Origin of the sequence: Thermococcus sp., from assembly GCF_027023865.1 — an archaeon.
Taxonomy (GTDB): domain Archaea; phylum Methanobacteriota_B; class Thermococci; order Thermococcales; family Thermococcaceae; genus Thermococcus.
Genome location: NZ_JALVUC010000003.1, coordinates 66,327 through 83,538 on the forward strand (window position 1 = coordinate 66,327; position 17,212 = coordinate 83,538).

At 44.6% G+C, this 17,212-nt stretch carries 17 protein-coding genes; 13 read left to right on the forward strand and 4 right to left on the reverse strand.

Translation table 11 applies throughout. The features are described 5' to 3' along the window. Nucleotides 1-141 precede the first annotated feature (141 nt). The 4 genes from MV421_RS00815 to MV421_RS00830 are packed head-to-tail and all read left to right on the forward strand — an operon-like array spanning nucleotide 142 to nucleotide 3,043. The gene (locus MV421_RS00815; RefSeq protein WP_297517673.1) at nucleotides 142-879 is read left to right on the forward strand and encodes a basic amino acid ABC transporter substrate-binding protein; all 738 of its coding nucleotides are present in this window, start codon (nucleotides 142-144) and stop codon (nucleotides 877-879) included. 38 nt (nucleotides 880-917) lie between these two features. Then, nucleotides 918-1,607, forward strand: coding sequence for an amino acid ABC transporter permease (locus MV421_RS00820; RefSeq protein ID WP_297420767.1), 690 nt, complete (start codon nucleotides 918-920; stop codon nucleotides 1,605-1,607). Further along, nucleotides 1,594-2,361: an amino acid ABC transporter ATP-binding protein gene (locus MV421_RS00825; RefSeq protein WP_297420765.1), complete on the forward strand. Its 768-nt coding sequence runs from the start codon at nucleotides 1,594-1,596 to the stop codon at nucleotides 2,359-2,361. The genes MV421_RS00820 and MV421_RS00825 overlap by 14 nt, the downstream gene beginning before the upstream one ends. A 1-nt stretch (nucleotide 2,362) precedes the next feature. After that, nucleotides 2,363-3,043, forward strand: coding sequence for an amino acid ABC transporter permease (locus tag MV421_RS00830; protein WP_297420763.1), 681 nt, complete (start codon nucleotides 2,363-2,365; stop codon nucleotides 3,041-3,043). A gap of 12 nt (nucleotides 3,044-3,055) precedes the next feature. On the opposite strand, the gene cobO is transcribed toward MV421_RS00830, so the two are convergent. Then, entirely contained in the window at nucleotides 3,056-3,583 is a 528-nt protein-coding gene (cobO, locus tag MV421_RS00835; RefSeq protein WP_297420794.1) for a cob(I)yrinic acid a,c-diamide adenosyltransferase, read from the reverse strand. A gap of 12 nt (nucleotides 3,584-3,595) precedes the next feature. On the opposite strand from cobO, the gene MV421_RS00840 reads away from it, so the two are divergent. Genes MV421_RS00840 through MV421_RS00860 form a run of 5 tightly spaced genes read left to right on the forward strand, consistent with a single transcriptional unit; the run spans nucleotide 3,596 to nucleotide 8,521 of the window. After that, nucleotides 3,596-5,881 carry a DEAD/DEAH box helicase family protein gene (locus tag MV421_RS00840; RefSeq protein ID WP_297420761.1) on the forward strand — a complete coding sequence of 762 codons (2,286 nt, stop codon included), beginning with the start codon at nucleotides 3,596-3,598 and terminating at the stop codon, nucleotides 5,879-5,881. Then, nucleotides 5,871-6,116 carry a hypothetical protein gene (locus MV421_RS00845; protein WP_297420759.1) on the forward strand — a complete coding sequence of 82 codons (246 nt, stop codon included), beginning with the start codon at nucleotides 5,871-5,873 and terminating at the stop codon, nucleotides 6,114-6,116. Before MV421_RS00840 ends, MV421_RS00845 begins: the two co-directional genes overlap by 11 nt. Before the next feature lie 12 nt (nucleotides 6,117-6,128). Beyond that, the gene (locus MV421_RS00850; RefSeq protein ID WP_297517676.1) at nucleotides 6,129-6,977 is read left to right on the forward strand and encodes an AAA family ATPase; all 849 of its coding nucleotides are present in this window, start codon (nucleotides 6,129-6,131) and stop codon (nucleotides 6,975-6,977) included. Next, entirely contained in the window at nucleotides 6,964-8,160 is a 1,197-nt protein-coding gene (locus tag MV421_RS00855) for a hypothetical protein (RefSeq protein WP_297503949.1), read from the forward strand. The genes MV421_RS00850 and MV421_RS00855 overlap by 14 nt, the downstream gene beginning before the upstream one ends. Before the next feature lies 1 nt (nucleotide 8,161). Next, nucleotides 8,162-8,521, forward strand: coding sequence for a hypothetical protein (locus MV421_RS00860; RefSeq protein ID WP_297420754.1), 360 nt, complete (start codon nucleotides 8,162-8,164; stop codon nucleotides 8,519-8,521). On the opposite strand, the gene MV421_RS00865 is transcribed toward MV421_RS00860, so the two are convergent. The 3 genes from MV421_RS00865 to MV421_RS00875 are packed head-to-tail and all read right to left on the reverse strand — an operon-like array spanning nucleotide 8,518 to nucleotide 13,113. Beyond that, nucleotides 8,518-8,898, reverse strand: a complete 381-nt coding sequence (locus tag MV421_RS00865) for a hypothetical protein (RefSeq protein ID WP_297420752.1) — start codon at nucleotides 8,896-8,898, stop codon at nucleotides 8,518-8,520. The genes MV421_RS00860 and MV421_RS00865 overlap by 4 nt on opposite strands. Then, the gene (locus MV421_RS00870) at nucleotides 8,885-9,799 is read right to left on the reverse strand and encodes a hypothetical protein (protein WP_297420750.1); all 915 of its coding nucleotides are present in this window, start codon (nucleotides 9,797-9,799) and stop codon (nucleotides 8,885-8,887) included. The genes MV421_RS00865 and MV421_RS00870 overlap by 14 nt, the downstream gene beginning before the upstream one ends. Next, nucleotides 9,796-13,113: a DUF499 domain-containing protein gene (locus MV421_RS00875; protein WP_297420748.1), complete on the reverse strand. Its 3,318-nt coding sequence runs from the start codon at nucleotides 13,111-13,113 to the stop codon at nucleotides 9,796-9,798. Before MV421_RS00875 ends, MV421_RS00870 begins: the two co-directional genes overlap by 4 nt. 81 nt (nucleotides 13,114-13,194) lie before the next feature. On the opposite strand from MV421_RS00875, the gene MV421_RS00880 reads away from it, so the two are divergent. From MV421_RS00880 to MV421_RS00895, 4 genes are all read left to right on the forward strand, one after another. Next, the gene (locus MV421_RS00880; protein ID WP_366938882.1) at nucleotides 13,195-14,112 is read left to right on the forward strand and encodes a hypothetical protein; all 918 of its coding nucleotides are present in this window, start codon (nucleotides 13,195-13,197) and stop codon (nucleotides 14,110-14,112) included. After that, nucleotides 14,109-16,058: a hypothetical protein gene (locus tag MV421_RS00885; RefSeq protein ID WP_297420746.1), complete on the forward strand. Its 1,950-nt coding sequence runs from the start codon at nucleotides 14,109-14,111 to the stop codon at nucleotides 16,056-16,058. Before MV421_RS00880 ends, MV421_RS00885 begins: the two co-directional genes overlap by 4 nt. After that, the gene (locus MV421_RS00890) at nucleotides 16,055-16,462 is read left to right on the forward strand and encodes a hypothetical protein (RefSeq protein ID WP_297420744.1); all 408 of its coding nucleotides are present in this window, start codon (nucleotides 16,055-16,057) and stop codon (nucleotides 16,460-16,462) included. Before MV421_RS00885 ends, MV421_RS00890 begins: the two co-directional genes overlap by 4 nt. A gap of 62 nt (nucleotides 16,463-16,524) precedes the next feature. After that, entirely contained in the window at nucleotides 16,525-17,067 is a 543-nt protein-coding gene (locus MV421_RS00895) for a hypothetical protein (protein ID WP_297420743.1), read from the forward strand. Nucleotides 17,068-17,212: the final 145 nt, after the last annotated feature.

A 17,212-nucleotide genomic window follows, 5' to 3' on the forward strand; every position in this document is an offset into this window, starting at 1 on the left:
ACTTTTCGGTCAACATCGAAACCTCTGGAAAGCTCCTAAGGGAATGAGGTTATCAGGGTGACAACATATTAATAGAAAATGATATAAACGCGAACATTAAAGCACTGGTCAATGGTATGATATCAAATTGCAGGCGTTGTGGTGTCGGTTTTGATATTTGCCGTTGCCGCCAGCGGCTGTATAACTACCGGCACTCCCAAGGAAAAGGTTCTCGTGGTGGGAACCAGCGCCGATTTCCCTCCATTTGAATATAAAAACCCAAAGACTGGGAACATAACCGGCTTTGACATGGACCTGATAAAAATGGTGGCCAAGAAAATCGGGTACGATAAGGTCGAGATAAAAGACATGAGCTTTGACTCCCTGATCCCAGCCCTTCAGACTGGCAAGGTCGACGTCGTGATAGCGGGGATGACGATAACGCCCAAACGCGAGCAGGTTGTTGACTTCAGCATCCCATACTGGAAAGCTGACCAGGCGGTCGTGGTGCGGAAGGGCTCAGGTATAAAAATCAGCTCCCCGGAGGATTTGAAGGGGAAGACCATAGGCGTTGAGACCGGCACCACGGGGGCACTGTACGTCAAAGACAAGCTGGGAAACAGCGTCACTATGAAGGAGTACAGCACATACGTTGCCGCGCTGCAGGCCCTCCTAAACGGGCAGGTTAATGTACTCGTGATTGACTCCCCGGTTGCCAATATGTTCATACACAAGTACCCGTCCCTTGAAATTGCCTACGTGATCCAGACGAACGAGCACTACGGCATAGCCGTTAGGAAGGGCAACAAGGAGCTCCTGAACAAGATAAACAGTGCCCTTAAGGAGATAATGAACTCACCGGAATGGAACAAACTCGTGGCCAAGTACTTCGGTGGGTGACCCTTTTCTCACCATTTTTAAAATCGGGGGTGTAGGCTTTGATATCCGCAACCAGCGTTCCGTGGAACATTGCAGTGGATATGCTGCTAAAAGGCGCCAAGATGACCATCGAGCTCTCAGTGCTCTCCATACTTCTGGGCCTGATCATCGGGCTTCCGGTTGCCCTCATGGAGACGTACGGGAACAAGACGCTGAGGTACATCGCGATGGTCTACGAGGGCACGCTGAGGGGGATTCCCCTGCTGGCCATCTACTTCATCATATTCTTCTCGATGCCGCTGCTCGTTGGGGTGGGACTCCCCGCCTTCTGGGCCGCTGTTGTTGGGCTCGGCATAAGGTCCTCGGCCTACCAGTCCCAGATCTTCAGGAGCGGCATCCAAGCGGTCGGTGGGGGGCAGATAGAGGCGGCTTTATCCCTAGGAATGTCCAGGATGCAGATGATAAGGTACGTGGTACTCCCGCAGGCCCTCAGAATGGCGATACCGGCGTGGATGAACGAATACATTATCGTCCTCAAGGACACCTCGATAGCACTGGCCATAGGGATAGTGGAGCTAACGAGGCAGGCAACCTACCTCGTCTCGATAACGGCCGAGCCCTTCAAATACTACGGAATAGCGGCGCTCTTCTATCTCGCGATGGTTCTGCCGCTCACGTACCTGGCCGGACACGTGGGGCGGAAATATGGAATAAAGGGCACGGGAGGTGCCGCGAATGTCAGAATCTAACAATGTTCTGGTGATCCGGAACCTCACGAAGAAGTTCGGGGAAAAGCCCGTCCTGAGGGGGGTCTCCTTCAACGTGGAGAGGGGAGAGACCAAGGTGATAATCGGCCCCAGCGGCGCGGGCAAGAGCACCCTTCTGCGTTGCATCAACAGACTCGTGGAGCCCAACTCGGGGGAGATAATCTTCAACGGCGTCAACATTCTGTCGGGGGAGGTGGATATACGGAAGATCCGGGCGAGAATAGGCTTCGTCTTCCAGCACTTCAACCTCTTCAAGCACCTGACGGCCCTTGAGAACGTCAAGATAGGCCTCAAGGTGATAAGGGGGCTGGACAATACAGAGGCCGAGGACAAGGCAAGAAAAGCCCTCAAAGCCGTCCACCTCGAGGACGACGCCTACGACAAGTACCCCGCGGAGCTCAGCGGCGGCCAGCAGCAGCGCGTTGCAATAGCGAGGGCCCTTGCAATGGAGCCGGAGATCATCCTCTTCGACGAGCCAACCTCGGCCCTCGACCCGCAGCTGGCCGGGGAGGTTCTGGACGTCATGAGGGATCTGGCGAAGAGAAAGGTCACGATGCTCGTAGTCACCCACGAGATAGGCTTCGCCCTCAACGCGGCCGATGAAGTCCTCTTCTTCTACGATGGGGTCATCTGGGAGAAGGGGCGGCCCAAGGAGCTGCTCTATCACCCGCAGAAGCAGGAAACAAGGGAATTCCTAAGGAGGATAGCCGACCTCTCCATGTTCGGGGGGGAATGAGATGGGCTACGCAGGGTTGATAGCACACCACCTCCTGGGGGGTCTGGGGGTAACCCTCGAGCTCACCGTTGTGGGCTTCATCGGCGGCTTTGCCTTCGGGTTCCTTCTCGCTGTCGGGCGAACCTACGGGGGCCGGCTCTCAAGGCTGCTCTCAACCGCTTACATAGAGCTGATAAGGGGAACCCCAATGCTCCTCCAGCTCTACATAATAGGTTTTGGCCTCCCCCTCTTCATAAGGAGGTACCACCCGAGCTTCGTTATGAGCCCCCTACTCGCGGCCTCCCTGGGGATGGTGCTCAACAGCGCCGCCTATCAGGCCGAGTACATCAGGGGCGCGTTCAACTCGATAGACTACGGGCAGATTGAAGCGGCGCTCTCGCTCGGGATGTCAAAATGGAAGATAATCCGCCACGTCACGTTCCCCCAGGCCTTCAGGATAATGCTGCCGAGCTGGACGAACGAGATGGTCTACCTGCTGAAGTACTCCTCGCTGGCGATGCTCCTGGCAGTCCCGGAGCTCATGTACAAGGCCAGCGTGGTCGCCTCAGAGACGTTCCTATACGCCCAGATATACCTCCTCGTTGCCGGCATCTACCTGGTCTTCGCGACGCTGATAATCCAGGCGATGAGGAGGGTAGAGCTGCGGCTCCACATACCGGGCGTTACGACGATAAAGCGCTGAGATCCCGGAGGTCTAGAACTCCACCCCCTGCCTCGCCAGGGTCCCCCTCTGGTAGGGGTGCTTTATTTCTTTCATCTCCGTCACGTAGTCTGCGAGCTCAAAGAGCTCCTCCGGGCAGTAGCGGCCGGTGAGGACGAGCTCCGTGTTCTCAGCTTTGTTTTCAATGAGCCCCTTTACCTCCTCGACGCCCAGCATCTTGAAGCCGAGGGCGACGCATATTTCATCGAGGATCACCAGGTCCCACTCGCCGCTCGAAACGACCTCCCTGGCGCGTTCTAAAGCCTTCCTGGCGGCCTCTATGTCGTCCGGTTCGGGCTTTCCGTGGACGAACTTCGGCAGGCCGAAGGACTCTATAAAAGCTCCGCACTCCCTTATCTTCTTCTGCTCGCCGTAGACGTCGGGGGCTTTCATGAACTGTATGATTATCACCCTCCCGCCGGAGCCGAGCATCCTGACGGCTAATCCAAAGGCGGCGGTCGTCTTTCCCTTCCCGTTGCCGGTGTAGACGTGCACAAGACCGAGTTTATCCTTCCATGACATGGGTTCCACCGGATGGATATAATCGCCGGGGTTTTTAGGGGTTTGTATATTCCAGACTTCAAGAAGCCAAACTTTAAAAACCGTATGAGTGGTAAAATAGTTAGATATTTTAACCGATGGGGATGTCTAATGGACAAGTTAAATGACAAAGTGCCACGAAGTTTCATAAAGTTACCTCTAAGACAGAGATATACCTCCCAAGATGATACACTAAATGAGTTTTTCATTCCCGTTATTGCTAACTCAAAATATTATTACCGTGCGAGTGGATATTTCTCCTCCTCAATTCTTGCCGCTGCCGCGAGAGGACTCGTTCACTTCATAAAAAAGGGAGAGAAAATGTACCTAATAACAGGGGTCTTATTGTCACAAAAAGACGTTGAAGCCATTAATAACGGATTAGCAACTCCACCTGAAATTATCGAGCAAAAGCTCCTAAAAGAACTTGAGGAAACAGATTTCGAAGATGTGATCATAAAAAGGCGACTAGAAGTCCTGGCATGGCTAGTCTCGCAGGGAAAATTGGAAATCAAACTAGCTATACCCTTTGAAAATGACAAAATAAAATCTTCTCCAACAGGAGAAGCAATCTGGCATAGCAAATTCGCAATTTTCGAAGATTTTTACGGCAATAAATTGCATATAGAGGGTTCAATAAACGAGACTGCAAAAGGATGGATTGACAACGCAGAATCATTCTCGGTTCATAGAAGTTGGATAGAGGGCGAGAGAGGGTACATACTATCAGCAGAGGAGGAGTTTTGGGCAACATGGAATAATATCAATCCAAAGGTGCGTACTTACACAATCCCCGATGCAGTGAAACAAAAACTGGTGAGAATTGCCCCCAAAGATATCAAGGAGATCGTGGATCCAGAGGAAGTTCTGAGAAAAAGAAGCTCTTCGAAGAAACTTATTAAACTCTGGCCTCACCAAGAAGAGGCCATCCAGGCGTGGTATAATAATGGAAGAAAAGGAATTCTATCCATGGCTACCGGAAGTGGAAAGACTCTAGCGGCATTGTTTGCCATCAAGAGATTACCCAAAGATGCGTTTGTGATATTACTAGTCCCCTCAAAAGAGCTTGTAACACAGTGGATAAAGGAAATCAAAAGAGTTTTCCCAGAATCACCGATAATAATTTGCTCAAGCCAAAATCCGGGCTGGAAAAGTACCCTAAAGGAGTTCATATTGGCATACCAACAGAAAAGAAATAAAAAATTCATAATATCAACAATTCGTTCTGCAAGCTCGGATACATTTATAGAGATTATCAATCAAAAACTTGGAGAAAAATACGTTCTTATAGCGGACGAAGTTCACAGGCTTGGGGCTAAAAAAAGTAGGAGAATCATGAAAGATCTCGAACCAGCATTAGGACGACTGGGATTAAGTGCTACGCCCACAAGAATCTGGGATGATGTTGGAACTGACATGATCATGAAATATTTTGGGGGTATAATCTATGAATACTCATTAAGAGATGCCATCAGAGACGGGAGGATAGTCCCATACGAGTACTATATTGAAATCGTGCCGCTAACAGAAGAAGAGCTGTATGAATACAAAGATATCTCACGGGGGATCTACCGGAAGTATAAAAGTATTCTAACTAAGTACAAGCTACCAGAAAACACACCTCTCAAGGAAATCTTAGTCAGATTAGAGGATAAAACAGAAGTCAAAACGATTCAGAGCTTGCTATTAAAGCGAGCAAACATTATCAAAAAAGCAGAGAATAAGATTCAAAAAACAATAGAGATCCTCGAGAAAGAGGGTGATAAACTAGGCCGGTGTCTCATCTACTGTCAAGACACCGAGCAGTTAGAGCTTCTGGCAAAAGAGATGTCAAGAAGAGGATACAAGTTTCTAAAATACTTAGGAGTGCAGGAAAAAGAAAAGAAAGCCGAACACCTGCGCCTTTTTGAAGAAGGTATTGTCAAGTTTCTTTTGTCTATTAGATGTTTAGATGAAGGCGTCGATATTCCAGCCAGTGACTCAGCAATAATCCTGGCTAGCAGCAAGAATCCCCGGGAATTTATCCAACGGAGAGGAAGAGTGCTTAGAAAGGCCCCAAATAAAGAAAAAGCAATTATCTACGATCTTTTCGTTTTTCCATATGATGAAACATACAATTATGACATCGAACCGACTGAGATTGAGATCTTTGAGAGAGAACTTAACAGGAGCTTGATATTTCTAGAAAGTGCCGTAAATTCTGAGGGTACCTTAATTAAGCTTTTGAGATTATACCGCAAATTAGCATCGTTAAGTAGGGGGGATTTCAATGTCAGTTGATATTGAGGAATTTAAAGAAATTGTTCGTATCTATGACTCTGAGTTAGAGCTTGTAATTCCAAAGGAAGACTACGAAATATTGAAACAGATCGCTGATAAGCGTTCTATCCCTGTTGAAGTGCTATTCGAGATCATAATACGAGAAGAAAAAGCTGTGAAAATCGGGAAAAAGAGAGGAGTCAGAAAAGATCTGATGAGAATTATAACCAACTACTTCAATCGTAATATTGGTTGAGGGGGATAAGATATGCGGCTACAAAAGATCGTCATGAAGAATTTCAAACCGTATCGAGAACAGATCGAGATAACCTTGAACCGCGATTGCACCCAAGCAAACAAACACATATTCGTAATTTATGGGGGTAATGGATTCGGAAAAACTTCATTACTAGATGCAATTTACTGGGGGCTCTTTGGACAGAAAGCACGTAAAACACAGTTACTGTTTAATGATAAAGAAGCGAAAAGGAAGAAGACTGAAATGTTTGTTGAACTGACCTTTTATGATGAAGTTCTGGACAGAACATATGTTATATTTAGAAAGGCAACAAAAACAGCTACCTCTATTCATGAGACTCTAGAAGTAATAGTTAACGGAGAAGCCATCGTTGGTGACCCACTTCTTAAGCAGGAGTATATTGAACAATATATAATGCCATATGAGATCAGCAGATTTTTCTTTTTTGATGCAGAAGACGTGAAAACCCTTGCTAGAGAGCAAGGTGGCGACACCGTTAAGGATTCTGTTGAATTGCTCCTAGGACTGAAGGCTATTAGGGAATCAATTGAAGATATGGATAATGTACGACAAGATCTAGAAAAACAAAGAAAAAAGTATCTAAAAGAGGAGGGCAAGCTTCAAGAAATTGGACGGAAACTAAACGAGGTATCTGAAAAACTGGAACTATACAAGAAGAGATATGAGAATGTTAAAGCAGAGTTAAAGAGTAAAAAGGAGAAACTATCACAACTAAGGAAAGACCTCGCTGAATTCGGGTACGAGGAAATCAAAAAGCTAGCAGAAAAAAGAGATGCCCTAGAACTAAAACTAAAGAGTCTAACAGAAAAAAAAAGAGGAGATCATGAGAGAAATTGAAGAACTCAGTGCTAACATTCATCTTTTAATTCTCAAATCCGAGCTAACTGAAGCTGCTCAGGAAATTGAAAAGGAATTAAGAAAACTGCAAAAAAAGCGGGCCGGATTAAGAGAGTTAAATCTCAAAATGCAGCTCTTGGAAGAACTTTTAGAAGAGTCGAAGTGCCCAGTATGTGGAAAAATGATATCGGAACTGGACACTCCTTCAATAGAGGTCGAACTGGGGAGACTAAGGAGTGAGTACCCTCAAATATCCGAGAAATTGAAGAATATTGAGGATAAGTACTATAAATATCACAACCTGCACTCTCAGATTTTACAAAAGCTGAAAGAGATTGAGCGCCTTTCCACTGGAAATATTTATGAACTCCGTATAAAATTGCACGAAAAAGAAGAGGAAATCACTAATCTGCAAAAGCAGATAAGGAGAATAAGTGAAACCCTGAAAAATGCTGGTATCTCTCTTGTATCCCAAACAGAAAACAAGATTTCAGAGCTGCAGTATGAGATAGGCAAGCTTGAAGGGGAGGCCGGCAGACTCTCAGGCGATATCGAAAAATTAGAAAATGAAAAGAAAAGGCTAGAAAAGAAGTTGAAACTATACATGTCCAAGGGCTCTGAATTATCTGAAGTCGAAGCTAAAATTGAGTTTGTGGATAACATCAAAGCTGCATTAGAAGAATATTTAGAGTATATGATCGAAAAGAGAAGGAAGGAAATTATAGAAACGTCTTCAGAAATATTCCTCAAGCTGACAAACAAAAAAGAGGAATATGTTGGATTTGAATTTAGCAGTCAAAATGACTACAAGTTTCAAATTGTGTGCAAAGATGGGTCTAGACCTGACATGGACACAATTTCCTATGGGGAGATGGAAGTCGTCGCGTTAAGTTTTATACTCGGCCTTAATAAGTATTCCCAGATCAAAGCCCCAATTATTACTGATACATTGTTTGGACGACTAAGTCCATATGTCCAGGAGAACATTGCTGAACTTTTCTCAGAAATGGATAACCAGATAATTCTCCTTGTCCTAAAAGATGAGAGACCCGGAGGCAAAACCGAAATTGATTCAATAGCCCCAATATTCAAGCACAAGATCTGTAAGGAATTCATTATTCAGAGAAATCAGATTAATAGAGAGTCCTCGATTTTTGAAGGTAAGGTTCTGGTGGGTGATTAAAATGCCCTGGGCAGGGAGCAAACCAAAAATTTACACTGGATCAAAAGACAAATATGAAGAGCTTGTTAAGGATTACAAGGAATATTTTCCCACATATAGCGTTCTATTCCAGATAGCAGCTGCTGTTGGAATAGTACTTGATCAAAAGAAAGAGCTAACAAAGAGAGAAGAATTAGTTAATACATATTCAATCGACAAAGATGGAACCCTAGAGCTGCTGATGAGAATTAAGTACCCAGATCTAAGTCCCGAAGAAAGGCTTGAAGAATTAGAGAAATATGCCGAAGCAGGAATTGAGGTAATATACGAAGAGACAGTATCCAGTGGTCATTTTGACTTCAGAAAATATGCAGAGCTCTAAAGAAGAACGCACTTCAATGCATTCAACGCTTTTCTTTCATATTTCAAATATAGCCGGTACCACCAGTAGACCTCATCCGAAGGAAGCTCTGCAATACCATTGGCAATCTTCCTGACTTTTTCTCGGTTTATAACGGTCTTAACTGTTTGAGCAGCTAAGATAACCCTCAGGGCGTCTTCTTCACTTATTTTCAAGAAGATGATCCCGTTTTTATATTGCTTCATTTCCTTTGCGGGTATCTTACTTAGGAGGGTTTCTTTAAGGATTGTGACCTTCCACCCCTTTAACTTAGTGTAATATGACCTCTCTCCACTATCAGACTTGCGATATACCCTCAGTGAAGGTTTTGGTGAAAGACTCAGTTTAAAGTTTGTCATGGGACTCCCTCCTCACAATTACAACCGGAATCAATGACTCCATGAGACTTATCCCCCCATGAGTTATAAATGAGTCCCTACTTTTGACAGCATGGAATCTACCAATAGCGACCTTGTAATTTCCAACAGTCTCGTAAGGGGGGATTATGAGGTTTTCCCCAAATCTTGGGCTTTTTGTGTGCTTCCACAGATACAGATTGGGATTATCCCCCAGAAACAAGTATCCATGATCCCCTGTTATTACTAAGTCAGCATGCCTAGAGAGGCTCTGTATTATTGTGATTAATTTTCCTATGACCTCGTTGATATCCTGCAGAGTAGTATGATGGATCTGAGCGTTATGGAGGGGTGCATCAGGATAATATGAATAGAATGCAAATCCCGTTTCATGACCTATTCTTGGAGGATTCGCTGGGTTCTCAATAAGGCGCGTTTTCCACGGTTTTCCTGCCATAATAAGCTCTTTGTTATTGAAGTGCTCCTTCATGATAGGAGTGCCAAAAGCCATCATGGCCGCTTTGGACGTTATTGTAGGAGGTGCCGCATATGAAAACTCATACACAATCCTCTCTTTCCCCAACTCGTTTATTAAAAGAATGAGCTCCCTTATGCTAAATCCGTCTGCAATTAGAACGTTAGCATTAGCTTCAGCAGCCTTTTGGAAAGCCTTGTTAATACTTACCTCTTCTTTGTGCTGTGGCATCAATAACTGGTAAAACTCCCTGCCCCAAGTCTCGTATAGCCACTGCTCAAATAGGGATACCTTCTCCTCGAATTCTGAATAATAAGATAAATCTGGAGAAGAGAGAACTTTAGAGAAATTTTCCACTACGAATCTTCCGATTTCCCTTGTCGGATTTTCCATTGTGATGATCCTTTCCAGAAGTGCTTCTGTGATCATGTTTTCACCTCCATTTCAACGGTCATCTCCGAGGAGGCAGGAAGAATCTCTAAGACATCTACATCGATTACTTCTGCCATTGTCTCAGGCGTCTCTAATTCCCTCTCTATCCTCAAAGTGACATCCTTGAAGAAAAAGCCTGCCTGTGTGAGTAATTGTCTCAGGTTAGTTATCTTGCTCAGATCTCCCTCAGCTTCAATGAGTAACTTTTCAAAGCCTAGGTAATCCATCCGAGATTGTAATGACACCGTACATTTTCCTTCCTTTACCAAGGATGTTAAGATTGTTATGTTCTCGATGAAATCTTTTAGCGGAAGCTTCATGCTCATTTTAATGTACTTAACTTCCTTTTCCAAGTTTGAGCGAATAGTGCCTATGACTTTCTCAAGGGTTCCCGACTCTCTGAGTAGTATCCACCGTTCTCTTCCAAGTCCGGATCCCCCAGGTGACCTGCCCACTTTTTTGAACAGTGCAACTAATTCAAGATTGCTACGTGGACGTATAGTGATTTCTTCGTCGCCACCTCCCCCCTGCCACGAGATGAACCTATATTCCTCAGTTGAGTGTACCCTGATTCTAAGTGAACTTCCCTCGGAAATCGAGACTGCTAATTGTCCGAATCCACTTTCCTCTCCGATTTCCTCGGATTCTACTATTATCGGAGCATTGATCGGATTTCCATCAATGTCCCGCGTTTTCACAACTATCTTTATTTTAGGTTTCTGTTCACGTTTCTTCACCAGGGCTTCCAAATGGATGTCTTTTTCTAGTGTAATCTCTTTGACAAGATCTTTAGTTCCGTCACTCCATCCTAAGAACTCATAGTCCGCAGGGAGGTCTATTTTGACGACATGTTTGGAGCCGGGGAGGTCTTCAAGAGGCTCCCCTAAGCGAATTCTCTCTCCGTCAACGTACACTGCAATATCGCTTACCATTTTTCCCTCTTTGCCCTTTACAGTTATTGTTAATTTTACCATTTTCACATCCTTCGTGAGAACACCCCTGTCCGAAAGCCTGAAAACGGAAGTCTTTGTGTGTGCCCGTCCACTTTCATCGATGTACGCAAGTAGCCCAGCCTTCACGGCCTCAGTTATTGCATTCTCAATTTTCTCAGGTCTGGAAATGTATTCAAAGCTCGGAACTTTGTAGAAATATTCCTTCAACTCCCGCACTTCTAGTTTTTTCTTGTTTTGAGGCCAGTATCTTTCCACAAGTGCCGCAGGAGATACGTTATTTATGACCTTTCCAAGGTTCAGAAGCTTCTCTTCGACTTTCAGGAGTATGTTTTGGTGCAGTAACCCAGTAGTTTCGAGTTCTTCTGCTTTCAATTCTTCATAGGGATAGACAAGGTATCTGTAGCTCAATATCGCCAGCTGGCTCAAGTGTGTGATGTTTCTGTGCTTCTCCAGTTCAAGGGACTTTTCTATGGTCTTCGTCTTCAAATCGGGGTTTTTTTCCTTTTCCTCTTCGATGAGTTCGATCGCCTTAAGTCTATATGCGACGTCTTTTGCCCTCTCAGTTGTTTCGGCATCGGGAACTAAAAACACCACTGTGTTTTTGTATTCTCTGGGTCTGGAGCCGTAGTACTCAAAGAACTCTCTTACCTGAGATACTGCCTCCGCTTTACTGCTGGCACTCCTGTCCCAACTCACGAAGGCAAGTTTTAGAGCATAGTCCGGAGAATCAGGTATCATATCAGAAGAAGACGCCCACATTATGATCTTGCTCTTCTGGAATATCCTTTCTCTGGACTGCCTATTGTACTCCTTATACCTACTGTCCAGCCATTTGTCCAACGTCTCTTTTATCACATCTTTCCAGATCTCAGGGTTCTTGTTTTTGATGGTCTCAGTGTAATCGCTGATGATCTTGTTGATGTTCGGTTTTCCGTAGAGGAACCTTCCTGTGTGGGGGTCTACTGAAACAAACCATGTACGTTTGAGGACTTCGTTAATGGCCGAGTCCAATAGATTTTTGCTAATAGTGGGGGATGTAAGGGCAAAGTATATCGCGTTTCTACCAGTTCCACTCTCACCAGGAACTGTTTCAACCAAAGAATTTAGCACTATGAATCCGAGAACTTTCTTGGCAAGGTCTCTGATTTCCGTATCATTAATGGAATCAAGTCGGTTCCAATCCCCTTTTAGCCTAGTGGCAAGGGGAAGATCTCCAATCTTCGCTATAGTCCCTGCCAATACATAATCGTCAGTAATATCAATATGGGCAGGGGTTATCAGATAGGCATCCTTGGGGTTGTTTTTATACACCGAGTAAACCAAACTCGCCAGGAACCTCAACTCGTCCCTGACCAGCTGGAACTCCTTGCTGCCTTTGAGCCTTTCGAGGAGCATATCAACGGCAGGATGGAATGGGTAACTTTTGACTATGATCTCAGCTATGTCAGTAGAGAGCATCATTTTGTTCCTTATGTATGCGTCTTTGTAAGCTTGGGCGACTTCCTTTGCAGTTTCCAGGAAATGATTGCCTTTAAAGAGGGCGATCCTCCGGATCTGCTTCGACTCGTCTGGAGAAGTCACTATCTTAATTGAGCTGTACCTTTCGAGGATGTTCTTTATCTTCCTAAACGCCTTTTCAAATTCTCCCTCTGGAGTGGCAATAAGTAACGCCGTTGTGTACGTTTCTTCAACTGCAGTCGTCAGGTTTTGGAGGAAAGCCTTAACTTTCTCCTGCTTTTCCTCGTCGAGTCTCTCAATGTACAGGGTCAGCTCATCTATAAGGATGAGCGTTGGAGCCTCGTTGAAAGCCTCTTTTAGTACCGTTGTGGATGGAACATAATCCCAAGAATCATATCTCTCATCGTATTTATCAAGCTGCTTCAGTATCATACCCCATATCGTTTTTACCTTAGTGCCATCGGGGAATGGATAGCCAAATATTTCGAGCTTTGTTCCGTCTACGACGACAGTTCTAACCTTGGGCGGCAATCCAACGTTCAATCCAAATTTCGAGGCAAAAATTGGCCCAATTTCATTCCAGTTTTCCGTTAAGTGATAGAGCAGGAGCAATGTGTGAGTTTTACCCCCACCGAGCCCAACCCTTAGGTGATAAACGGGCCTTCCGTCGGCCCCGTTTAGGCGACGGAATATCTCTGTCACAACTTCTCTCATTTTAGAGGTAAGATACGTCCTCTCAATGAACATTCTCGGGTTGTAGTACCTCTCCTCAACGTTTACATCCTTCCCGAGCTTCCTTTTCTCCCAAACGCTTCCAAGGTTCCCAACAAAACTGTTCTCGGTGAGCTTTCCCTGGAGGACTTCATCATGAGGAACGAGAACTTCCCATACCCGCTTCATAATAACCACCTATTTCAGCAATACTCTTATAACTCTCCACGATGCAAACTTATAAGGGTTGTTATAAAATATCTCAGGACGGTGAAGAATATGAGGCGTTTAATTGAGAAATGGTTCCCTGTTGTAGAGGCAAGTAGTGAAGCCAGAAGGGAGAGAGCTGGAGCTAACATGTTACCACCCTTATTCTTCTTACAATTATATTGGACAAGAAAACCATTGACCCCCTCAAGAATAGCCTCTTATCTTGCTGTCCTTCCTGAAATCGAAGTAAATGATGAGATTAGAAAACAAATCTTGTATCACCTGGGCATAAAGGGAGATCCCCTGAAGGTCGTTGGAAAAAAATTCGATTATCCAATGGCTGAGAGACAAAACCCCACCCCATTATCAAAATTTAACATTAAAGCAGGGGACATCGAGATCAAACCAATCAAAATCCCCACTGGAGCAGACTTCATGGCCGGAGGAGGCTCCATACCTTTTGAAATGACTAGAAGTGATTATAAAAAAGTAATTGCCGGTGAGTACAACCCCATCGCATTTACGATTCTAAAAGCATCCTTAGAGTATCCAGTTAAATACGGTGATAAATTAGTCGTCGATGTTGAAAAATACGGTAAAAAGCTCATTAGGAAACTGAAAGAAGAGGTTAAAGAGTACTACCCTGAGCACCCCATTGGAGGACAGCCAGAAGATTACGTATGGGTCAGGGTCGTTAAATGTCCTCACTGTGGAAGAGAGACCCCCGTTTTGATGAGCAAATGGCTCGATAAAGAAAGGGGGTTTGCACTATACCCTGAAGATAAAGCAGATAACATCAAACTTCACGTCGTTAAAGTTAGGAAAATTAGCTCCCGTAAAAAAGGGAACACAACAATTGATCTAGTTGAGGTAACAGATGGATCGTTTAAAGGAACCCGATTCGAAACTGAAGGGAATCAAGCAAGGGGGCGGTTAAATGTCTCGGCTGCGGGTATGTCATCAAGTCCGAAGAAGTGAAGGAACAATACAAAGAGTTCATAGGGGAAAAAGAAGCTCAAGGCTATAAGGGGATGCACCTTCATAGAATGGTAGCCGTTGTTATGGGAAGTGGTAAAAATAGAAAATACTACGAGCCCACACAGGAGATGATAGAAGCTTATAAAAAAGCTGAGGAAGATTTGAGGGATCAATGGGATGAATTAGTTGCCAAGGAACTAGTCCCAATTCAACAGATTCCCCTTGGAGAGAAAACAAAAGAGCCAATGCTTAAAGGGATTACTCATTTCTACCAACTCTTTAATGCAAGGCAGCTTTTAGTTCATGCGAAGCTTGTTGAACTGATTAGAGAAACATACAACGAGGTCCTTAAGGAAGAACTCGACAAAGGAAAAGACAGGAAAGAGGCCACTGAATATGCAAAGGCCATAAGTACATACCTGACATTGTTTTTAGGAAAAGTTATTGGATACAATTCTGCATTTACTAGATGGAATAAACCAAAGGGCACGATTGCTCATACGTTCGACTTACATGCATATAGATGGATATGGGATTACGGAGAATTTGATATGATACCAAAAAAAGGTGGGGCAGACTGGGCTCTTGTAAACATGCTAAAAGCACTTAAAGGCATTGTTAAACGCATTAAAGACTCGAATTCCCAAGTTGAGATAATCTACGGAGACGCTGAAAAAACCACCCAAAGATACAGGGATTTAGACATCATCTTCATTGATCCTCCATATTATGGAGCAGTCCAGCATGGAGAACTCTCCGACTACTTCTACGTATGGTTCAGGCTGATCCTTAAGGATATCTATCCAGAGGCCTATCAGTTCCTTGAGGTTCCAAAGAGTGAGGAGGCAGTTTACAACGAAGTTAGATGGAAGAGATTAGCAGAAAAGAGATACGAAGAGAAGTTAAAAAGAATCTTCAAAAACATGAGATATTCTCTGGCAGACGATGGACTGCTATTGATCTGGTTCGCCCACAAAGCTGGAGAGGCTTGGATTAAGACTGTCAAGGCACTATTGGATGCGGGTTACTCGATCTCCGCCATGTGGAGTGTCAGGAGCGAATATGAGCATGGGCTACACATAGCAGGAAAAGCCGCCCTAAGAACCTCAATTCTCTTCGTATGCAGAAAGAGGCAAGGAGAAGGGGCATGGCTTCCCGATGTCATGAGAGACTTCGACGAAAAGATTCTCAAGAGAATTGAGGAGTTGGAAGGCTACGGCTTATTCGGGCCAGATTTAGTCATGGGGACACAGGCGGAAGCGTTAAGAATAGTCAGCGGAGGGTGGCCAGTAAAAGATCCAAGCGGCGAGAGAACACCTGAGCAAATACTGGATGAAGCACTAAACAGGGCAGTTGGTATAGTCATCAACCACACCCTCAGGAAAGTCGCACCACACATCACTAACGTTGATGCCCCCACGAAGTTCTACGCACTGGCATACAGCCTGGGCTACGGAGATATAATCGACTACGACGATGCGAGAAGAATAGCATTGGCCTTGGGTACGACGGAAGGGGATCCGGTGGAGGAGATCGTGATCAAACACAACATTGGAAAGTTCCAGAAAGTTGACGTAGATGGAAAGAAAACCAAAGCCGTCAAGCTCTACAATGCCTTTGAAAGGGATGAAAAGTCATTAGAAGAGGATCTGATGATCAACGTCCTCCACAGGGCAGTAAGGGCCCTTGAGGATGGTGAAAGTATAGACAAAGTGGCGGCCATTTTGGCAAAAGGCGGCCATTACATCTGCGAGGTCGCAAAGGCACTGTACGAGGTCATTCCGGAGGAAACAAAGAACAAGAACCTCCAGAGGGAGAAACTCAGGCTTAAGGACATCCTTGTGGGAATATGCAACGTTGGCCTACACGAGATCGCGATTGAAAAGATAGAGGAAGCCAAGGAGCAGAAGAGGTTAGACGAATTCATAAAGGTGAGGAAGGAATGACAAGCGCTTCGAAGCTCTACTTTCTACCTTCCAAACATCTTTCAAAGTTCAAGACATTCATGAAGAACCTAGGCTACGAAGTTGAGTTAATGAAGCCGTTGGAGTTCATAAGAAAGGCACAGCAGGGGAAAGTGAACTCCTCCGGGCTGAAATGCATCATAATCGAGGATGTCTGCAAGTTCCTTAACGATGAGTTTGTGGATTTAAACCTGGCTCTCTCAACGCTCAAAACAGCCCTAACAAAGGTCAACTGCATGAAGGTTCTCGAAGTGCCAAGAATAACCGAGCTCGGTACCCATGTAGAGTTCTGTGGGATCGTGATGGAGATAAGTGCGGTTGAGATTTACGAAATGCAGCAATACAAGGAAGACGAGGGAATAGAGCTGACTATTGTTAAGCTTTAGTCTATTTTAGAAACCACATATCTTTCTTTTTCCCTTGAGAACCTTAGGAGGGGGTTGTAGTTATGAGAGATGAGGAGTATCTTGAGTTGATACTAGCTGCCCTTCGCAGAATGGAGAGAAAGTATTACACCCTACGAGACAAAACTGGCAAAGTCAAATATCAAGAACGGCCAATAGCCTATGAATTCTATCATCAACTACGGCAGATCTTGGAAGAAATGACTAGAGAAAAAGAAATTGTGCTCCACGGGGAATTTGATAAGAGGTTCCAGCACTACTATCCAGACTGTGCTAGAAAAATGCCAGATTTTCTCATTCATGTCCCAGGAAAGCCAAGAAACTATGCCGTGATCGAACTTAAGCTGGCGTCAAGATCATTTAAAGACATTTTGAAGGATATAGAGAAGTTGAAGTGTTTCAGGGAGAAGCTAGGATACATAACCCCTGTACTGATACTATTTGGGAACAAAAAGAACTTGGAAAGTAGACTTAATAAAATTCGCGAGATATCGGAAAGCAAAAGCATCTACATTTTGGGCTACAATCTGAACGATGGTTCTATTGTCCAATTAACTTCCAAACCAGAACAACTGCGAGAAACCTGAATTAAAATCAGCTAAGCGATATTTTATGGATCAAATGATAATATTGGTCAGTGATTTCTGGCAGTCGTATAGCATCATTCAGGGGCACACTTATAATTACAAGAGTCAAAAGTGTTGCTACCCACTATCTAAGTTGGAGGTGAAA